12 protein-coding genes are annotated in these 20,386 nt (G+C 47.1%); 11 read left to right on the top strand and 1 reads right to left on the bottom strand.

Annotated features, from left to right (window positions below; genetic code table 11):
• The first annotated feature begins 1,795 nt into the window (after positions 1-1,795).
• Positions 1,796-5,308 carry an NB-ARC domain-containing protein gene (locus IQ268_RS25535; RefSeq protein ID WP_193885137.1) on the top strand — a complete coding sequence of 1,171 codons (3,513 nt, stop codon included), beginning with the start codon at positions 1,796-1,798 and terminating at the stop codon, positions 5,306-5,308.
• Positions 5,309-5,553: 245 nt separating this feature from the next.
• Here IQ268_RS25535 and IQ268_RS25530 read toward each other — a convergent pair whose 3' ends face one another.
• Complete coding sequence (locus IQ268_RS25530; RefSeq protein ID WP_193885135.1) at positions 5,554-5,907, bottom strand: hypothetical protein; 354 nt, start codon at positions 5,905-5,907, stop codon at positions 5,554-5,556.
• A gap of 1,110 nt (positions 5,908-7,017) precedes the next feature.
• Between IQ268_RS25530 and hemF the strand changes: the two genes are divergently transcribed.
• The 10 genes from hemF (at position 7,018) to IQ268_RS25480 (ending at position 20,319) form a co-directional block, all read left to right on the top strand.
• Positions 7,018-8,022, top strand: a complete 1,005-nt coding sequence (gene hemF, locus IQ268_RS25525) for an oxygen-dependent coproporphyrinogen oxidase (protein WP_193885133.1) — start codon at positions 7,018-7,020, stop codon at positions 8,020-8,022.
• 523 nt (positions 8,023-8,545) lie between these two features.
• Positions 8,546-9,133 (top strand): L-2-amino-thiazoline-4-carboxylic acid hydrolase, encoded by a 588-nt coding sequence (locus IQ268_RS25520; protein ID WP_228035719.1) that lies wholly within the window; start codon positions 8,546-8,548, stop codon positions 9,131-9,133.
• Between the two features lie 100 nt (positions 9,134-9,233).
• A complete protein-coding gene (locus tag IQ268_RS25515) occupies positions 9,234-10,631 on the top strand; it encodes an FAD-binding protein (RefSeq protein ID WP_228035718.1) in 1,398 nt (465 codons plus the stop codon).
• A 118-nt stretch (positions 10,632-10,749) separates the two neighbouring features.
• Positions 10,750-12,144 carry a condensation domain-containing protein gene (locus IQ268_RS25510; protein WP_193885128.1) on the top strand — a complete coding sequence of 465 codons (1,395 nt, stop codon included), beginning with the start codon at positions 10,750-10,752 and terminating at the stop codon, positions 12,142-12,144.
• Between the two features lie 67 nt (positions 12,145-12,211).
• The gene (locus IQ268_RS25505; RefSeq protein ID WP_193885126.1) at positions 12,212-13,558 is read left to right on the top strand and encodes a glutamyl-tRNA reductase; all 1,347 of its coding nucleotides are present in this window, start codon (positions 12,212-12,214) and stop codon (positions 13,556-13,558) included.
• A gap of 50 nt (positions 13,559-13,608) precedes the next feature.
• Positions 13,609-14,673 carry an aromatic ring-hydroxylating dioxygenase subunit alpha gene (locus tag IQ268_RS25500; RefSeq protein ID WP_193885124.1) on the top strand — a complete coding sequence of 355 codons (1,065 nt, stop codon included), beginning with the start codon at positions 13,609-13,611 and terminating at the stop codon, positions 14,671-14,673.
• Between the two features lie 122 nt (positions 14,674-14,795).
• On the top strand, positions 14,796-15,863 hold the full coding sequence (locus IQ268_RS25495; RefSeq protein ID WP_193885122.1) for an aromatic ring-hydroxylating dioxygenase subunit alpha: 1,068 nt from the start codon (positions 14,796-14,798) through the stop codon (positions 15,861-15,863).
• A gap of 342 nt (positions 15,864-16,205) precedes the next feature.
• Positions 16,206-17,576, top strand: coding sequence for a cytochrome P450 (locus tag IQ268_RS25490; RefSeq protein ID WP_193885120.1), 1,371 nt, complete (start codon positions 16,206-16,208; stop codon positions 17,574-17,576).
• 103 nt (positions 17,577-17,679) lie between these two features.
• Positions 17,680-18,972 (top strand): glycosyltransferase, encoded by a 1,293-nt coding sequence (locus IQ268_RS25485; RefSeq protein WP_193885118.1) that lies wholly within the window; start codon positions 17,680-17,682, stop codon positions 18,970-18,972.
• A 75-nt stretch (positions 18,973-19,047) separates the two neighbouring features.
• Positions 19,048-20,319, top strand: a complete 1,272-nt coding sequence (locus tag IQ268_RS25480; protein WP_193885116.1) for a glycosyltransferase — start codon at positions 19,048-19,050, stop codon at positions 20,317-20,319.
• Positions 20,320-20,386 lie beyond the last annotated feature (67 nt).

Below are 20,386 nucleotides of genomic sequence, written 5' to 3'. Positions count from 1 at the left end.
GCCCACCCGATCCCTGTCCGATTCGATCTCTGTGCTACCCAATCCTGACAGCATCTACATCGCCTTTGCCACTATCTCTCGTCATCATTGGCGTATACAGCCGTGGAATTAGAGCTATGGTTCCTCTATCCTTCTATAGAATTAGGGAATATAGACAAGGTTTATTCGTACATAGATTAAAGTGGCTCATCGTTTTTCAGGCTACCCTGGTTTTTAGAATGACCTCAGGGCTTGCCATAATATATTGTTATTGAATGAATCGAGACATTACCCAAAGAGTTTCTGTTGTGCTGCTGAGCGATCGCTGCTTTCAATTGATTCAAACGTTCAGATCCAGGTACATTTATACAACTCAGGTTCTAGGTGTATTGCCCTGTTGATTGATCGGTTGTTGCTTCATAAGGAACAGAGTGGCACTGCTTAAAGAGGGTTTGAAATATATCAAGTAGTCTGTATTTGTCTCCACTGTCGCATATTCTAAACGGCGCAAAAGAGAGGACTGGAGTCAGCTATAGCTCTTTTAAGGATCCTTTTGAAATAGGGCTAAACGTTTAATTCGTTACATGTACGGAGAAGGCTACAAAACTTCAATCAACCTTTCCTTCGAGTAAAGGTTGGAAGAGAATCCCAGAGGGAGACAACGTTTTAATACAGACTCTAAGTGAATCTGAGGGAGTTACATCTCAAGACCAGATTGATTGGATACCATTTAATTATTTGGCTAACGATTGCTCCAATTTCAACAATTGGTGTATAACGGGTAAGGCTTTGCAATTGTCAAATCAGGATGAAAGAACTGTTTTGCTTATGGAACTCTTAGCATTTCACGCCGTAGAGGTTATTAAAGAGGATGTCTGAGAAGGATCAACGTTCTGCATTAGCCCCCAAATCCCCCAACTCTGGGAGAATTTACAGCAAAATTGGCTCGAAAGTCCTCCAAACTTGAGGGATTAGAGAGCAGTTCGATTTGGATGTAGTCCGTTTAAAACACGCTCAATTGACTGGCTATGATGCAAGACATCTGGTATCCCTCTAGCTCTTTTTAGAAAGCTACCCTCTCCATAAAGGCTCTTTAGCGACGTTTGTGTCCTCTTAGCTCTTAGAGGGCTTCAAAGACGTTGATTGCCCTCGAAGTGCCCTCTTTTCTGGCTTGCCGCAAGCGCTAAGCCCCTTGGGAATACCAAAAAAGGGGTTAAATGCAGCGCACTTACTACGTTCTAAATATCCTCTTAAACTCCACATCGCTAGGAAATACCGTAGAGCTACTTCTATTTCAAAGTCTGTCGATTCTGGAGAATCCAAGAGCAGTTTGAGTCATACTCAACAGGGTTCAACCATTTCTAAAAAAACCAGGTTGCCAAACCAATTCTGGAGCGTAGATTGAGCGCAGTTGAAGTCCACACTTTTGCCAGACCTCAGGGTTCGGCTATGTCCGGCCTGCTCGAAAATTCAGCGTTTCAGGTGTTTTGTCGGTTAGCCAACCAACCGATTATTTGAAAGGTTCTATACCACCATTCCGGCGCGTTAACTACGTTTTAAGACATTCTCTTAATTGCTTCATGTTTAATGTCATTTGACTATTGTTTGATCACCTAATAGTATTCAAGGCTCTTGATAAAGCGGGTTTATCAATAACAAGTACTAATGATTAAAAGAACTTGCTAAAACTATTTTTTAATTATCTTAAATGTATTACACAAAACAACACCTTGAAGAACCAAAGTGTTAGACATGTAGGTGCAAAATCCCCCAAGTACTTTTACTCTAAGATGTTTCTGTTCTTATGTGACCTGACATGCAAAAACGAAAGCGTGGAATTGTGCTCACTCCTGAAGGACTACAGAAGTTTCAAGAAGCAAGACGTGAGTTGGAATTTCAAGACAACTTTGGCAAAAGATTCACGTTCGAGCAGTTGAGTCAACGGACTAATCTAGATCCAATAACCCTTCGGAAAGTATTAAGTTGTAAGAAGACAGTTGACAAGCGAACACTCGAAGCTTTGTTTGTTTCCTTCAATATTCACTTTTGCGAAGACTACTACTCCTCTCTCGACCCAAATAAACGACAGGATTGGGGAAAGGCAAGCCGAATTCCGGCATTTTATGGGCGTAATCAGGAACTCAACCTCTTAAACGAATGGCTGTTAAGAGATAGCTGCCAGTTAGTAACTATTTTGGGAATGGGAGGTGCAGGAAAGACCTCCTTATCCGTTAGATTAGCAGAATTAGTACAAGATAAGTTTGATTGTATTATTTGGCGATCGCTTCGTGATGCTCCAACGGTTAACGCACTCCTGTCCGATATTCTTCAATTTTTGTCGGATGAAGATACTGAGTTGCCGGAAGACGTTAGCAAAGGTATTTCACAACTCATTGGCTACTTCAAGGAAGTACGCTGCTTGGTGATATTTGACAATGTAGATGCTGTTTTATGTGGCGGCAGCCGCGCAGGACGGTATCGTCCTGGATATGAGGACTATGGCAAACTGTTCAGTTGGATTGGCGAATCGGATCATCAAAGCTGTTTGCTATTAACGACCCGCGAGAAACCTAAAGAAGTAGCCTATCTAGAAGGAGATGCCTTGGCGGTACGCACCTTACGGATCGGTGGGCTAAATGAAGAGGAAGGCGAAAAAATTCTTAAAAACAAGGGGCTAAAAGGATCGGCTGGCGATTTTAGTGTCCTGGTGAAGCGTTACACAGGAAATCCCCTGGCTTTGAAGATTGTGGCAACCACAATTCAGGATTTATTTAACGGCTATATTTCTAAATTTTTACAGCAAGAAATAATTGTTTTTGGTGATATTCGTGATCTGTTGGATCAGCAGTTTGAGCGATTATCCGAGTTAGAAAAACATCTAATGTATTGGCTTGCGATTAGCCGAGAACCGGTCGAATTCTGCGAGCTACGAGAGGATCTAGTATCGCCTGTTCCACAACTTCATCTGCTCGAAACGCTAGAATCTTTGGGGCGGCGATCGCTGATTGAGCAAAATGCTGCTTGTTTTACGCTTCAACCGGCGGTCATGGAGTATGTAACCAGCCGCTTGATTGAACAAGTATGCGATGAGGTTGTTAAGCAAGAGTTTGCCCTTTTCCGTAGCCATGCTTTGATCAAGGCCACTGCCGATGACTATGTCAGAGAAGCCCAAATTTGTCTCATTCTTTGTCCTATTCTTGACACGTTACTTCCACTGTTTCAAGGAAAAAAGAATCTGGAGCATCAGCTCCACCAGATCCTGATCCAGCAGCAAGAGAACTCTCCCCTAGAACCGGGATACGTTGGGGGAAATGTACTCAACTTATTCAACCAGCTAGGAACTGACTTAACGAACTACGATTTCTCGCATCTAACCATTTGGCAAGCGGATCTGCGAAGTGTAAACCTGCACAACACCAACTTTGCTGGCACCAACTTATCTAAATGCAACTTCGTTGAAACGCTAGGCAACATCCATTCCGTTGCCTATAGTCCTGATGGCACCCTTTTGGCCGCAGGTGATAGTAATGGCGAGGTTCACCTTTACCATGCTATCGATGGTAGACCCCTTGCTATCTACAGAGGCCATACCAATTGGGTAACATCCATTGCTTTTAGTCCAGATGGACAGACTCTTGCTAGCAGTAGCAGCGACTGTACGGTGAGGTTGTGGCATATCGAAAATGGACAATGTCTCCACACGTTGCGAGACCATACCAATGAAGTTTGGTCGGTTTCTTTTAGTTGCAATGGGGCAATTCTGGCTACGGGCAGCGATGACCATACAGCAAAAGTGTGGTGTGTTCAAACTGGTAACTGTCTCAACACATTTCAAGGTCATACGAATTGGGTTGTTTCGGTTGTGTTGAGTCAAGATACTTCAACTTTAATAACGGGTAGTGATGACCACACCGTTAGAGTATGGGATGTAAAGACCGCTCAATGTCTCAGCGTGGTTCAAGCGCACAATAATGGAATTCGAGCGATCGCCATTAGTCCAAATGGGGAAGTCCTGGCAAGCAGCAGTGATGATCACACCATCAAGTTGTGGAATCTGCACACAGGTGAGTGTCTCAGAACATTGCAAGAGCATTCTGGCTCTGTCCTTTCCATTGCCTTTGATGCAAAAGGAACGACTTTAGCAAGTGCCAGTCACGACCACACCGTGAAGCTATGGGACATTAATACAGGACAGTGCTTCAAAACACTTCGAGGTCATTCTAACTGGGCGCTATCAGTTGCCTTTCACCCACAGGATGATGTTTTAGTTAGCGGCAGTCGGGATCAAACGATACGACTATGGAATGTTGATACAGGTCAGTGTCTTAGAACGATTCAAGGCTATACCAATCAAGTTTTCTCGGTTGCGTTTAACAACATCGGTAGTCCAATCTTGGCGAGTGCGGGGCGCGACTGTCTTGTAAGACTATGGGATACAACCACTGGTCGTGTGTTGGGGTTGTTACGAGGGCATACGAACTGGATTCACTCCGTTGCCTTTCACACCACCAGCAATCTTTTAGCAAGCGCCAGTGGCGATAAGACAATCAAGCTATGGGATACAGCCACAGGGCAATGTGTGAGAACCTTACAAGGGCATACCGCTACAGTTTGGTCAGTTGCTTTTTGTCCAGATAGCCCGATATTGATCAGTGGCAGTGAAGATCACACCATTAAAGTGTGGAATCTCGATACAGGCCAAATGGTAAGAACCCTGAAAGGACATGATGCACCGATCTGGTCGGTTGCCTGTAACCCTCAAGGAACGATATTGGCCAGCGCTTCCTTAGATCAAACGGTGAGGTTATGGGATATTCATACGGGGCAATGTCTCCAAATATTGGAGAAACACACCAGTTGGGTTTGGGCTGTCACGTTTAGCCCCGACGGTAAGACGTTAGTGAGTACGAGTACCGATCGCACCGCAAAGATTTGGCATCTCGATCGCCTCAACCACAAACAAGGGTTCAGAACCCTGGAGACGGGAATTGGCTGGTTGCTGGCAGTTGCTTTTAGTTCAGATGGACAAATCTTAGCCAGTAGCAGTCAAGACCACACCATCAAGTTGTGGGATGTCAACAGCGGTCATTGCTTCAAAACGCTAGAGGGACATTCGGCCTGGATCTGGTCTGTTACTTTCTGTGGCGAGAGTCAGATTTTAGCCAGCAGCAGTGAAGATGAAACCGTTAGACTTTGGGATGTCCAAACCGGTGAATGTCTTAGAGTCCTGAAGGCAGTTAAACCCTATGAGGGCATGAACATTGTAGGAGCGACTGGTTTGATGGATGCGTCGATCGCTACATTAAAACGGCTAGGAGCAACCTCTTAGCTTGAAGTTAGCTTGAAGCCCCCAACCTGGAGCCAGGGAGGGGGGCTAACGCGATTCATTTTAGCTTTGCTTCAGTCAGTGGAAGTACAAATTTGATGTGACGTAAGTGATTTATCCTGTTGTGGCAGGTAATCCTTTAGACCAGACGAATGACCCATCAATTGCTTGTCGTCAGGTATGCTATATCACTACAGGTGTCGAGCTACTAATTAGACTGTCAAAGCATCCTCTTACAGACCAGACAGTTAATTGAAAGATTGGTTCTGTTTCTGCCATGCTTCCACCCATTCATAAATCATGGTGTAAAGAACGAAGCGTTGCTTAACCTTGCGCTGGCTACAAAGACCTTTGAATTGTGTTACTAAGTCAGAGGCAATCCGGATTTTAATGTCTTCGGTATCGATGCGCTTCTCATCTTGCCAATCGCTAATCAAGGAAGAAGTTAATCCGTCCGCTTGTACCCATTGGTTAATTAATGTTTCCAAAACTTCACTCATCTTTAATCCATTTTGGGCACAGAAGGCTTTGAACTGAAGCTTGAGCGATCGCGGTATTTTTCCTTTAATCACGGCATACGCTTCAGAGTTTTCTGTAGACATTTAGGTTCAAAAAACTAACGTGAAACTCTAGTGACATATGCTAAGTCTTCTTAAAAAAAATACCAGCAGAAACTAGTGAAGTTAAGCAAAAAGTTAGCTGATGATAACTGTATATAGGCATATACATTAAACCGATACGAATGGAGTTGCTGTTGAACGCTGCTGTCTATCGCTGCTATGCAACGCTGCTCGTTTCTCCTGCAAACAAACGGCTAGAGGCTATTTAAACGGCAGTACATGCCGCATTGAAGGGCGAGCATACTCTGTGGCAAGCAAGCTATGGTCATACATCTGGGTTTATTTCAAAGGCTACCTGCCGAATTCTACGCCCCTACAAGTGTGGGGTCGCAAATTAGCTCTTGAAAACATCCTCTTGGACGGCTTTTTGCAAGTGCAGCCAGTCACGAAACTGTCAGCGAATAGTTCAAGATCGTTCCCGGTTGTTGTTGCACTGACGTAATATCACAGGCAACCTTCCTATCTGTTTACATCGTTACATTTTTAGAAAGATTTAAGATAATTGCTTTGATTATGTAATACCTTAAGCAGCCGTGTTCCCGTGACGGATGACCTGTAGCATTTCTGGAAACGAATCAGTGGATCAAATCATCTTTAACTTTCTTGAAGCAAATTTCCATGCACTATCTATTATTCCTCTAAGCAATTGTGTTGATCGATGAAGATAAATGTAACGGCTCTCCAGTGAATTAGATAGTATTCAAGCGAGTTAAGTAGAGCAGCGGCAGGGTGGCGGGAAGTCAGTCAGGCTAACCTTTTCAGCAAACCGCATAGTTTTCACAAAGAGGGTTCTGTTTGGTATTTCAGCACACAATACATCCCCCATTGGATCAGTCTAAACATCCGTTTCATTCCTATCTTTTTCGATAACTTTTTGGATCTTCACTGGCAAAAGCCTCGCCAATCGAAAAAACTAGATACCAGCAAAGGACAATGAAACCGCAGAGAAATCCTAATTGATCCTTTAGCCGCTGTTATTGATGACGTTTACAAGTTTGCTACTACTTGACACTAGTGAAGGCTTAGACGAGTTGCACTAGGAAAGCTTGAGAAAGGGTCATGATTTATCTACTCGTGGAGAAAACGTAGATTATGCTCGAAATACTAGACAAGCTCACACGGAAACCGCAGGGCTTACATGAGCAACTGGAGAACGTTTTCAAACAAATGTTTGAAAACACATGTCAGGCGATTGAGCAGCTAGATGATCAAACGTTTGTAGAACAAACCTGGACTCGTAACGATAACGCTGGCTGGGTGGTTGGCAACAACCGTCCAAATATGGTTTACGTTGACCGGGCTTTACAGGGCGGCAGCGTGTTCGAAAAAGTGGGCGTAAATTATGTTGCGATCGAAGGCGAAATGCCCGCCGGAATGACGTTTCAGAAGACAGGTGCCCTGGTAACAGCAGACGCCGATCAGGTTACGGGTGAAAAGGGAGCATCCTATTTTGCGACAGGAACCAGCTTTGTCATTCATCCACGCAACCCAATGGTGCCGATCGCCCATGTTAACTACCGCTATTTTCAGATCGGTGATGGTACCCAACCTGGTTATTGGTGGTTTGGTGGTGGGGCAGATCTCACGCCAGTCTACCTATTTGAGGAAGATGCCATACATTTTCACAGGATACATAAGGATGTGTGTGATAAGCACTCTTCCTCGTATTATCCACGCTTTAAAGCGGGATGTGATGCGTACTTCCGCATTCCCCATCGTGGTGAGAATCGGGGTGTAGGCGGCATTTTCTTCGACCATCTGAACGATCGCAGCGTTCAGGAGCTTCTTACATTTGTTAAGGACTGTACCGAAGCCTTTATTCCTGCCTATATGCCGCTGGTAGAACGACGCAAAGATATGGCCTTCACCCCAGAAAACAAGCACTGGCAGCATCTCGTTCGGGGGCGCTATGTAGAGTTTATCTTAACCAGCGATCGGGGTATGCGTTTTGGGATAGAGAGCGGTATGGTCAATACGCAGAGTGTGTTCAATTGCATGCCCCCGGCTGTCTGTTGGCAATACAACGATCAGCCCGATTCGGGTAGCCAGGAAGCCCTATTGAAAGAAGTGCTGCGAAACCCACGAGAGTGGCTTTAAGTATTCAATGCGAGCTGAGTTTGAGTCGGCGAACACCATTCAATGCCAGATCGGGATGTGGTTGGTCAGGCAATTCATAGAGGCAATTCATAGAGACGAAGGGCGATCACCTCTATGAGGATGTCTGAGAAGGATTCAATAGTCTGCATTTGCCCCCTAAATCCCTCATTGGGGGACGTTGAAACAGAGTTAGGGGTTAGGGAGTGGTTCGGATGACAATTAGCACGTTTGAACCATTCCTGGCGGTTGATTTAAGGGTCGATTCAATTCTAGGAGCTGTTGCAGAAAATGAGAAACAATGTTGCTTCTGCCAAAATAAAGCGCAGATTCACAACGAACGAACTTGAAGCCAACATCATATTGATTTGCCGCAATGTCCTCAGGTACCTTCTGGCTATGCTCATTCTGCTTTATTTATGTGCAAGCGTTGAAGTGTATTTGCAAGGTTAACGAGTAGCGATCGCAGGGAAATCAGAACAGGAGAGCAACAATGGATAACAAAACTGGCACAGGCGACTTACGGATGCAAGATATCCTGAACTTAAGCCAATCCAAAGCCATGACTATGTTTGGTAACAGATTTACCAAATACAAGGAACTGACAGAAGAAATGGGGGAGGATGCCGCTTTCGAGAAATTGATGGAAAATTATCCTGAACAACAGAAAGCGTTGATGGGTGCCGTCATTGATGACACGACCTTAGCGAAAGGCTTTGAAAAAACAATTCCCATGCTGGGGTTGATGGGATTTATCACAGAAATTGTCGATGTTTCTCAGAATGGCACCGATGCCGCACTGGAAATTCAACGAGTTTGTCCGGCTCTATCGCTTGCTAAGGAATATGGGATTGAAACGCCTTGCCGTATCCTTTGTGAGATGGAACAAGAAGCAGCCAGACGGGCTTACCCAGAGATGAAAGCATCTATTCTAAGCAAGCAGGCCGAAGGGGATTGTATTTGTGTCTTTAAGTATGAGCGACCAGCACAGGTAGAGACAGCATCAACGCTCAAATCGCCGAACCTGCTTGCTCAAATTGGCGATCTTGTCCGACTCATCCCTACGTTGATTCGTATTGGCACTAAGATGCTCAAGGTACATGCTTCAAATTAAGGGGTATTTCATCGCCACTCATTGACACCTTTGATTACCCACTCACAACATTGGCTCAATGAATTTTCGATATTAACCTGCACTGGGAGAGGTTTAACCGATGCCAAGCCAGATTACTTACATCAACAGCATTGCTTCAGACCTGAAATCAATGATCAATGGAGATGTTAGCAGTATCGAAACCGATCTGCTGGACGTTTCCCAGGATTTTGGTGGCATTGTTCAAAAGCGGCCTCAGGTGGTGGTTCGTCCCCAAAATTCCATGGATGTTGCAACCGCCGTTAAATATGCGCTCAGTAACGACTTAACCCTATCGTCGCGTGCCGCAGGACATTCATGCAGCGGGCAATCGCTGAATCAGGATGGCATCCTGCTAGACATGAGAAGCCTGAACCAAATTCATGAATTTTATCCCGATCGCCTCTGGTTCAAAGCGGATGCTGGCGTAACCTGGAGAAAAATCGTTGACACTTCGCTGCCTCAGGGGGTGATTCCTCCAGTCCTCACCAATAACTTTGATGTCACCATAGGAGGAACGCTTTCGGCAGCAGGTATCGGCCAAAATTCCTTCCGGTACGGATGCCAGGCCGATAATTGCCTTGGTTTAGAAGTGGTGACTGGAACCGGAGATCTGGTGTGGTGTAGCCCCGACGAGAACAGTGAACTGTTCAGGCATGTGCTTTGTGGTTACGGTCAATTTGGGATTATGACCCAGATACAGCATCGCCTCAGACCCTATCGCCCCTTCACGCGCACGTATTTTCTGCGCTTCGATGATCTTGATTCCTTGCTAACGGCTGAACGCCTTCTCGTATCAGAGGATCGCGTCGATGGCTTACTCGCCTTGTTCTCTCCCTGCATGTTAGGAGTCGCCAGAGGAGGAACTGGAATACAGCCGCTTATTCAATGGTTTTACAGAATGCAAATGACGGTGGAAGTTGATTCCACCAATGATATTAATCAGGAGCAATTACTTTCTGATTTGAACTTTCAGCGACACATTTACACTGAAGACCTGACCTTTGAGCAGTTCATTCAGCCGATCGCAGAGGTACCCCATCCGGCGGGGGATGCAAATCCCTGGCTTGATATGTTCTTGCCAGCGTCGATCGCCAAAGACTACATCGAAACGGCATTGCAGCGTATTCCGGGTTTCCTGGACTTTCGCAAAACGCCAGTGGGTTCTTTTTGTATGTCTCCTAAAACGATCCACAACCCGCTATTTCCATTGCCGCCGGAGGATCTGGTGATTGGGTTTGGTATGTATCCCACCATCCCTAAACCTCAGCTTCCCCTGGTTGCAGAGCAGCTAAATGCATTAACTGAGTTAGGGTTCAAAATGGGGGGTAAACGCTACCTGGCTACCTGGTCAGACTTTGGCCTTCCACAATGGCGGCTCCAGTTTGGAGAGTATTGGCCCACGCTGAATGAGATGAAGCGAAAATACGATCCCAAGGGTCTACTTAATCCCGGTTTCCTTCAATACGAGTCGGCATAAGACCAATTAAACCAGTGCCATCACCTGTCTGGTAGAACCCTGCTTCGGCATAGAAGGCATTTGGCAAATTTTCATGATGCTTAACTGCACGATCCTATAATTTATCAACGGTGCTACCATGAACTACTTCAAACGAGAACTGACTCCCGGTGAGAAAATGTTTACTCATTTAGGGGGAGAGATGAGTATGACGTTTATTGGACAGGTAGAGGGGTTGATATCTCCGGATGTACTGCAACAGGCTCTCCGGTTGGTGCAAAAACGTCATTTGCTGCTTCAGGTTCATATTTCGAAGTCAGACGAAGGTGTTTTTTTTGAATCAGGGGACGCACAGGATATTCCCTTGCAGGTCATTGATAAGCAATCTGATAATCAGTGGGTGGCGATCGCTGAAACTGAAGTCAACCAGACGCTTTGTGTCAACATTGGCCCTCTGTGTCGGGTGATTTTTCTGCGTTCTACTGAACCAGGTAGCACCAGTGAGATCATCGTAACGATGCATCACGCTATCTGCGATGCTATCTCAGGATTAAATTTCATTGACCAGGTGTTGTCGTATTGTCAGCAAATTGAGGCCGGTGAATCCATTGCTGATGTAGTGACGCTGGCGGCGCTTCCTCCCCTGAAAGACCTGTTCAATGCCAGTTCTGTAAATCAGGGCACGGGTGAGAATCCCCAGGAGGAATCGAATTGGGATGCTCAGTCGGCCTGGGGAGGGCCGCAGCCCTTGATTAGCGAGTTCTTTGAAGGTCAGGCCGCCTTAAGCGATTGTCATACCCGCTTCTTAACGCGGCAGCTCAGTCGAGAGATGACGATTCAGCTCAAAACCCGCAGCAAAGAAGAAGGGACAACGGTACATGCTGCTCTGTGTGCAGCCATGCTGTTTGGAGCCGCAGCCATTGCGCGTGCCGATGCACCCGTCTATTTGTCTTGTGGTTCAAGCGTCAGTTTACGAAACTATTGCGAACCGAAGGTGCAGGATGATCATCTGTCTTGCATCTCAGATGGAGTAACCCATACTTACAGTGTCGGAAAAACGACCTCATTTTGGGATTTAGCGCGAGAATCCAAATCGAACCTGGTGCAGTCCATGAGTAACGGTTCGTGGATTGTGAATAGCGCTGACTTCTTTGAAAGCATGGAAAACATGCCTCAGCTTGAACAGCTTAGAGCCGAACTAGAACGGTTGATGGGGCGATATGCGTCAGTATTGATTGCCAATGCCGGACAAGCTAAATTCTCAGGGCAATATGGCACGATTCAATTGAAAGGTCTTTATTTCCCGATCAGCGTCCATTTGGCTGGCCCTTGCTTTGCTTTGAATGTAGTAACGTTGGACGACCAGATGTTCTGTACATTTCCTTATGTTGTTCCGATGTTCAGCGATGAAACGATGGCCATGTTTGCCGATTCGGTGATGGCGATCCTGCATCAGTCCTGTGTGCCTCAGGCGTTTGAGTTGGGTGGGTTTGATGGAGTAGCACACGAAAAAACTCCCCAACTAACGGCTTAGTTCTGCGTTTGCTTCAGGCCAATGCTCCAGTCATGTCTGCGCGGTAAGACAACTTTAGGGAGGATGAATGAATATTGCAGTGATCGGTCTCAGCCATAAAACGGCTCCGGTAGAAATTCGTGAAAAGCTGAGCATTCCAGAAACGCAAATAGAACAGGCGATCGCCCAACTGTCTTGCTATCCTCACATTGAAGAAGCAGCTATTCTAAGCACCTGTAATCGTCTGGAAATTTACACGGTGGTTGCAGACCCGGAACAGGCAACTCAAAATGTAATTCAATTCCTGGCAGATCACAGCCAACTACCTCTCCAATACTTACATCAACATCTGTTTATCCGGTCGCAGCAGGATGCCGTCAATCATTTGATGCAGGTTGCCTCCGGTCTGGATAGCCTGGTGATTGGGGAAGGGCAAATCCTGGCTCAGGTCAAACACACCCACACGTTGATCCAGCGGTATAACGGCTGCACCAAACGGACCCTGAATCGCCTGTTTCAGCAAGCCATTACCGTGGCAAAACGAGTTAGAACCGAGACAAGCATTGGAACGGGGGCTGTTTCAGTCAGTTCTGCGGCGGTGGAGTTAGCCCAAATTAAAACAGCCCGTTTATCAGATTGCCGAGTGGCGATCGTGGGGGCTGGCAACATGGCTCGGCGGCTGGTGCAGCATCTGTTGGCGAAAAAAGTAACTCACATTTCAATTGTGAATCGGTCGGCTGAACGAGCTGAGGAATTGGCCAAGCAGTTCACCAATGCCCAATTGAAATGGTATCCTCTTACTGACATGATGTCGGTCATTGCCTCTGCCGATCTGGTCTTTACCAGTACCTCTTCAACAGAACCCTTGTTGAATCGAGCCAATCTGGAATGCACCCTGACACCAAACCAACCGTTGATGGTGTTTGATATAGCGGTTCCGCGTAATGTTGACGCAGATGTGAATGAATTGCCTCAGGTTCAAGCCTTCAATGTTGATGATCTAAAGACCGTGGTTGCCCACAATCAAGACAGCCGACAGCAACTGGTAACAGAGGCGCAATCATTAATCAATGATGAGTTGGCAGCGTTTCATACCTGGTGGCGATCGCGCGAGACGGTTCCTATCATTAGCTGTTTACGGGAAAAAGCCGAAACCATTCGCGAGCAAGAATTGGAAAAAACGCTGTCGCGTCTGGGAATTGACTTCACCCAAAAACATCAAGCGGCTGTTGAAGCCCTGACTCGCTGTATCGTCAACAAAATTTTGCATGAACCGATGGTTCATCTGCGATCGCAGCAGGACATAGAGTCCCAACGTCTGGTGGCTCAAACACTGCAAACTGTATTCAACCTGGAGTCCTGCGTGATCTCAAGGCATCGTTTGAACGGGGAACAACCCTATGCCTCCGTCACTCCACCGCTAGCGTCAACTTGACAGAACCCAGGCAGAGGATAGTTCCACAAGGTAGAAAGTAGGAGCCGCGAATGTTAAAGAATTTTTGGTATGCCTGCGAATTCAGCACCCTGGTGACGAATCAGCCCAAACAAATCGTGATGTTGAATCAACGGTTTGTTCTCTATCGCAATGCTCAGGGGCAGGCGATCGCCATGAACGATCAATGCCCCCACCGAGGGGCTGCTCTATCTGCGGGTTGGTTAGAAAACGACTGTATTCGCTGCCCTTATCATGGCTGGAAATTCCAGGAGAATGGACAATGTATTCATATCCCTGCCAATGCAGCGAATGCTCCTGTTCCTAAAAAGGCGTATGTTGAGAGCTACCCAGTTCAGGAAAAGTATGGGTTTATCTGGCTATTTTATGGAGATTTGCCAGAAGCAGAACGTCCTCCCATTCCGCCTCTGCCGGAGTTTGAAGACCCAACCCTGCATCGTTTCTTTCTAGACTTCAAAGTGAACACCCATTACACTCGTGTTCTAGAGAATTCCATTGATATTTCTCACTTGCCCATTGTCCATGCCAATTCATTCGGCGCAGGATTTGGTGATAATCCTACAGTGGATGACTACACCGTTGAGGATGAAGGCTGGGGCATGAGTGCCACTATTGTTAGCAAAAGTTCTGCTAAACCAAAGGGCTTGTTCAAACACTTCGCCCGCCAAGAAAGCGCCGATTTAGTTTCAAAACTGACGTTCTACTTGCCTAACATTACTAAAGTTGAAAGCAGTTCTAAACATATCAAGATTGTGAACTATGCGGTTCACTTTCCGGTGAACGATACGACCACCATTAGTAAGCGGATTCTCTTCCGCAGTTTCTTTCCCTATGCCTGGTCAGACCGCATGTTTGCCAAGTATTACACCAAGATTTATGCCGAAGATAGTGTAGTCAGTGAATCCCAATACCCTGGAACAGTACCCTATAACTTGTCTGCTGAAACGCATGTTGCTTCCGATGCATTGCAAGTAGCGTATCGTAAGCTTCGGCAGAAATACCTGGCAATGGGGTGGGGGCTAGAGCCAGTTCATTCCTCACTCCCTTCCTCTAACGGCACGATCGCGCCACTTTCTGCCACCGCACTGGTCAACTAGGATTCGCCTTCTCAATACATCATTGAGCGGTTGGTTTTGGTTCTCGCTCTACAACCATCGATCATTGAATGTAACTTAACGGCTCACTGTGAAAATGCCTTCTTCAAACTTAGGAGCTAAGAATGTTGAAGAACTTTTGGTACGCTTGTGAATTTAGTGCGGCTGTCACCGCTAAACCTAAACAGGTCGTGATGTTGAATCAGCGATTTGTTCTTTATCGCAACAGCCAGGGAGAAGCGATCGCCCTCAAAGACCAGTGCCCTCATCGAGGTGCGGCGCTTTCTTTAGGCTGGCTAGAAGGAGACTGTATCCGTTGTCCTTATCATGGATGGAAATTTCAGGCAAACGGACAATGCATTGATATTCCGGCTAACGCACCTGAGACACCCATTCCGCTAAAAGCTCGCATTGAAACCTACCCCGTTCAGGAAAAGTACGGATTTGTCTGGCTATTTTATGGTGATTTACCCGAAGCCGAACGTCACCCTCTGCCAACATTTCCAGATTACCTGTTCTCTACCTTGCATCCCGTTTCTCAAGAGGTGATGGAGCCAGTTAACTATGCCCGTTTGATGGAAGTGAATATTGACTTTGCCCATATCATTGCAATTCACCGCAAGTCGTTTGGTCAACGAGTTGCGCTAGACAAAACCATTCGTTATGCCGTTGAGGAAGATCCCTGGAGCGCTGCGGCTTCATTTACCTATGATTCGTTGAAGAGTTCAAGAAGTGTGTTGAACTCTTTGATGGGAGGACGACCACAATTTACAACGCGACTGAGCTTTTACCTGCCGAACGTCACCCTGGCTGAAATTACGGTGGGTGGAAATGGCAAATTTGCGATTAAGCTCGGTATTTTAGTGGCTTATCTTCCTATTGATGACACCACCACTTGTACTAAACGAGTGTATTTCCGCAATTTTCTCACCTCACCCTGGCTCGACGGTTGGGCTAAAAAACTGGACTATGCCCTGGGTCATGAAGATACGGTCATTGTTGAAACGCTAGCGCCCCAACCGATGCCCCGCATCTCCGAAGAACTTCATATTGCGGCTGATGCATTGGCGTTGACCTATCGCAAGCTTCGGCAAAAATATCAGGCGATGGGATGGGAACTGCCGCCATCTGAGCAAACCTCCAGACAGCCACAGACCCAACCCGCACAGCCCTTCTCATTGGCCAAGACTTAGAGGATGTTTTAAAGGTGCTGATTGACACCTGAACCGCTCCCCTTTCTGGCTTTCCGCAGGTGCCAAACCCTCAATTCTGGCTTCGACGTGAGCGCTCATCCGAACGGGGACGTTGAAACAGAATCGGATCGGAAGTCCCCCGACCTTGGGGGATTTAGGGGGCAAATGCAGCACATTTGATACGTTTCAAACCTCCTCTTACAGCCATTGTCATTTGCATTCACCACATACCAAACCCTACACTCCCACCCCATCTTGGCGAGACTGTGGCTGACTCGATTGAGAACTGCTATAAGGTCTTGCACAGTTTCTGCCATTCCCTATCCTTTCCAAGAGGGACTCATGAATCTAATTACTGTGCCTCATAAGCTCTCGTTTCTCCAACTATTTCAATGGGCTAGTCGTCCTTCAGTATTTTTGGATGACTGTACCAAACGCTATGGAGATTTTTTTACCGTAGCGTTTCCGGGCAGCAAACCGTTTACCCTGGTCAGTCATCCTCAAGCGCTAGAGCATATTTTGACGGCTCCTCCCGGCACATTCGTTTCTGGAGAGGGTAGTGAAAAGTTTCGACCCATTATGGGAAACTATTCGTTGATGGTGTTGGACGGGAAACCTCATCAACGTCTGCGAAAATTGATGATGCCCTCCTTTCATGGTGAACGGATGCGACTCTACGGCAATCTCATCTGCGAGCTAACAGAACAGATGATGAAATCGTGGAAGCTGGAGAACTCGTTTAATCTCCACACCTCCATGCAAGAGATTTCTCTTAACACTCTCTTAAATGTAGTGTTTGGCGTGGCGGAAGGAGAAAATACCGAGCAATTGCACCAAAAACTGTTGAAATTAGTTGGATTTGCCACCTCTCCGTTGCTGGCGCTCCATCTTTTTGTGCCATCGTTACGTAAGAATCTGGGAGCCTGGAGTCCGTGGGGGCGGTTTCTCCGCCTGCAAAAAGAGGTGGATCAACTGCTGTATGCGGAAATTGCTCAACGTCATCAACACCCGCAACCCGATCGTACTGATATCCTGACGTTGTTAATGTCAGCTCGTGATGAAGAAGGCGAGCCAATGAGCGATCAGGAGTTGCGGGATGAATTGCTGACCTTGCTGTTGGGCGGCTATGATACCACATCAACGGCGATCACCTGGGCGTTGTATTGGATTCATCGGCAACCCGATGTGCGTGAACGATTGCTTGAAGAATTAAATGCGATCGACGATCCGTCTGATACCAAAGCCATTGCTAAACTGCCTTACCTGAGCGCCACCTGCCAGGAAGCGCTGCGTTTAACCCCCTCCATTGTGCTGGGATCGGTGAGAATTGCTCAAATGCCGCTGGAGATAATGGGGCAGGAATTGCCGCAGGGGACGTGGATTTATCCCAATATCTACTCTGCTCATCGCCGTGCAGACGTATATCCAGAACCCGATCAGTTCAAACCAGAGCGCTTCCTGGAACAGCAGTTTTCTCCTTACGAATATTTCCCCTTTGGGGGCGGAACACGGGGATGCATTGGCACGACGTTTGCTCAGTTTCAAATGAAGCTGGTCTTGTTCACCATTCTGTCTCGATATCAGCTAGCGCTCATTGATTCTCGTCCAGTTCAACCTATCCGGCGCGGGCCAGGTTTAGTGCCATCCAAAGCGGTACATATGATGGTGACGGCTTGCCATCTGCATCGAGCGACTGTGCCTGCTTTAGTTTGAATTGAAATGAGTTGCTCTGTTCTGCACTCTTTCGATTTTGAGCGTTTCACCTTTTTTGCCGCATTAATGAATTTCAATTCGTCTTTCTGTTAAGGAGACACCTATGGCAACTCTGTTAATCACTGTGCCTGATTTTACTAGCCATGTTCTGCCAATATTGCCGATCGCCGCAGCGTTAGTAAAACGAGATCATCGTGTTCTGGTACACACGAGCCAGCAACATCAGGACAAAGTAGAAGCGATCGGTGCTGAGCTGGTTCCCATGTCTGAACAGTGCGACATTAAGTTTCAAACCGAGAATTGCTCAGTCCCGCGTCCCTGGTGGTTTCCTGCTGTTGCTAATGGTTTATGGCGCTTTCGGCATGGCGTGCTGGCGATGGTTCCGGTCATGATGGCTGAACTGGAAACGATCGTGAAACGGGAACAGGTGGATTGCCTCATTGGTGATTACATTGGTTATGGTGCATCGTATGCAGCCGAACGGCTCGGTATTCCCTTCATTACCATCACAGTATCGTGGACAGTCACTCCCAATGCGGATGCTGTTCCTTCGTTTCTGGCTGCGTTGCCGTTACCGCCACGATTGATTCATGCTGCGATCGATTTTATCTTTCCTTTGCGTCGCGTTCGGCAACAGATGGGTTTGCCGCCGCGTCCCAAATCTGCACCCGCCGAGTTTATTTCCATCATTGTTTCTAAACTGCTCAATGTCGTAACGGCTCATCGGGACTTTATTCCTGCAACAGACCTGCAAGAGAATCAGGTTTTTATTGGCCCGACTGCATTTCAAATGCCTCACGCCAGCGATGATCCCTATGGCGCTAGCTTGGAGCCAGGTACGGTATTGGTGAGCACGACTACATCTTCTACCGCAGATGATGGTCAATTCCGGCTTGTACTGGAGTCAGTGGCTCAGATGGGATTTCCGGTTCTGGCTACTTCAGGGAATGCTACTGATATTCCCTCAGACTTGGGAGAAAACGTCCGTCTCGAAACCTTTGTGCCGTTTGATCAGGTATTGCCCTATGTCAAAGCAATGGTGACTCATGGCGGTGCTGGCTCCGTCGGACGCGCCTTCAGAATGGGGGTTCCCATGCTGATCATTTCTGACTTTGGCGATCAGATTGCGACAGGCTCTAGAGCCGCAGACCTGGGTTTGGCGTATCATCTGCCTAAAAACAAAGTAACGCCCAAGGCGATTCAATCTAAACTCAACGCCTTATTGCAAGATCAGGCTCTGCACAATCGGGTTAAAGCGCTGTCTGAACAGTTGCGATCGATGGACTCTCCAGAACTGGGTGCCGATGCCATTGAACGCACACTTCAACATTCAATGACGAGGTCAGCCATTCAACCGACACACGCTGCCAGGCTGGCATCAACGGTGTCTTCGTAGTGAACATTCCATGTTCAGCATCTTGAACCCGGCCAATTCAATCTTGATTCGTTTTATTTTTCTACTAGGAGATCTATGGCGACTCTATTGGTAACGGTGCCCGAAGGCAGTGGTCACAGTCTGCCGATGCTGCCAATCGTTGAGGCTTTGGTGAAACGGGGGCATCGTGTTTTGGTGCATACCAGCGCTAACAATTATGCCAAGGTACAGGCGATCGGTGCCGAAGTGGTGCCCATGACTGAACCTTGCAACTTTGTTTCTCGGTTGAAGACATCCTCGGTTCGTCGCCCCTGGTGGCTGCCTGCCGTTGCTAAGGGGTTCTGGCAATTTCGCCATGAAGTGCTAACCATGATTCCCTGTATGGTGACGGAACTGGAGGCCATCATTCAACAGGAACGGGTCGATTGCCTGGTGGCCGATTTCATTGGGTTTGGCGCGGCTTACGCCGCAGAGAGATGTGATATTCCCTTCGTGACCATTTCTGTTACGTGGATAGGAGCCTTCAATGCCCATACCCTGCCTGCGGGCTTCTCCTACCTGCCCTTACCCCCGTGGCTGATCCATGCCATCACTAATTTTATCTTTCCGCTGCGTCGTATCCGTCAACAAATGGGGCTGCCGCCTCGTTCCAAGAAGGCACCGTCTGAGTTTATGACGGTAATGGTTTCTAAACTGCTGAACGTTGTCACCTTTTATCGCGAGTTTGTTCCTTCCAAACAGCTTCAGGCGAACCAGGTCTTTGTGGGTTCCACTGCCTTTCAGATGCCTCGCGCTACTGATGATTCTCCCTATGGAGCCAACCTCGATCCCAATACGGTGTTGGTTAGCACCACCACATCAGCGGTCGCAGATGATGGTCAATTTCGTCAAGTGTTGGAACCTGTGGCGCAAATGGGAATCCCTGTCCTGGCGGCTTCTGGTGTTGCTACCGATATCCCCGTAGGGCTAGGAAACAATGTTCGCCTAGAAACCTTTGTTCCGTTTGATGAGGTGTTACCTTATGTCCGGGCAATGGTGACGCATGGTGGTGCTGGTTCGGTCGGAAAAGCATTGAAATTTGGTGTTCCAATGCTGATTATCTCTGGTGTGGGAGACTCGGCAGCGACAGGTGCTAGAGCCGCAGAATTAGGCTTGGCCTATCACCTGCATCGCAGTAAAGCGACACCTCAAGCCATTCAAGCCAAACTCGCAGCCCTGTTAGAAGATGATGTGCTGCGTCGTCGAGTCAAAGCGTTTGCTGAAAAGATTCATGCAATGGACTCTCCGGCGTTGGCTGCAAATGCGATCGAAGGCACCTTATACACTTCAATGCAGTCAAATCGTCGATTGAAGTCACTCCTACATTAACCAATTTGGGCTAGAGAAAAAAGGAGAAGTTTTGTGACTATACAAACAACAGAAAGGCTCATTGAAT

Origin of the sequence: Oculatella sp. LEGE 06141 (assembly GCF_015207605.1) — a bacterium.
Lineage (GTDB): Bacteria > Cyanobacteriota > Cyanobacteriia > Elainellales > Elainellaceae > Oculatella.
The sequence above is the reverse complement of the archived record's forward strand: the minus strand, read 5'-3'. Positions and strand labels throughout refer to the sequence as shown.

Bases quoted from the DNA above. Each gene is read 5' to 3' on its own strand.
- IQ268_RS25530 (WP_193885135.1), bottom strand. From the start codon at position 5,907: ATGTCTACAGAAAACTCTGAAGCGTATGCCGTGATTAAAGGAAAAATA.
- IQ268_RS25520 (WP_228035719.1), top strand. From the start codon at position 8,546: ATGCAAGATATCCTGAACTTAAGCCAATCCAAAGCCATGACTATGTTT.
- IQ268_RS25505 (WP_193885126.1), top strand. From the start codon at position 12,212: ATGAATATTGCAGTGATCGGTCTCAGCCATAAAACGGCTCCGGTAGAA.
- hemF (WP_193885133.1), top strand. From the start codon at position 7,018: ATGCTCGAAATACTAGACAAGCTCACACGGAAACCGCAGGGCTTACAT.
- IQ268_RS25515 (WP_228035718.1), top strand. From the start codon at position 9,234: ATGCCAAGCCAGATTACTTACATCAACAGCATTGCTTCAGACCTGAAA.
- IQ268_RS25495 (WP_193885122.1), top strand. From the start codon at position 14,796: ATGTTGAAGAACTTTTGGTACGCTTGTGAATTTAGTGCGGCTGTCACC.
- IQ268_RS25480 (WP_193885116.1), top strand. From the start codon at position 19,048: ATGGCGACTCTATTGGTAACGGTGCCCGAAGGCAGTGGTCACAGTCTG.
- IQ268_RS25500 (WP_193885124.1), top strand. From the start codon at position 13,609: ATGTTAAAGAATTTTTGGTATGCCTGCGAATTCAGCACCCTGGTGACG.
- IQ268_RS25535 (WP_193885137.1), top strand. From the start codon at position 1,796: ATGCAAAAACGAAAGCGTGGAATTGTGCTCACTCCTGAAGGACTACAG.
- IQ268_RS25485 (WP_193885118.1), top strand. From the start codon at position 17,680: ATGGCAACTCTGTTAATCACTGTGCCTGATTTTACTAGCCATGTTCTG.
- IQ268_RS25490 (WP_193885120.1), top strand. From the start codon at position 16,206: ATGAATCTAATTACTGTGCCTCATAAGCTCTCGTTTCTCCAACTATTT.
- IQ268_RS25510 (WP_193885128.1), top strand. From the start codon at position 10,750: ATGAACTACTTCAAACGAGAACTGACTCCCGGTGAGAAAATGTTTACT.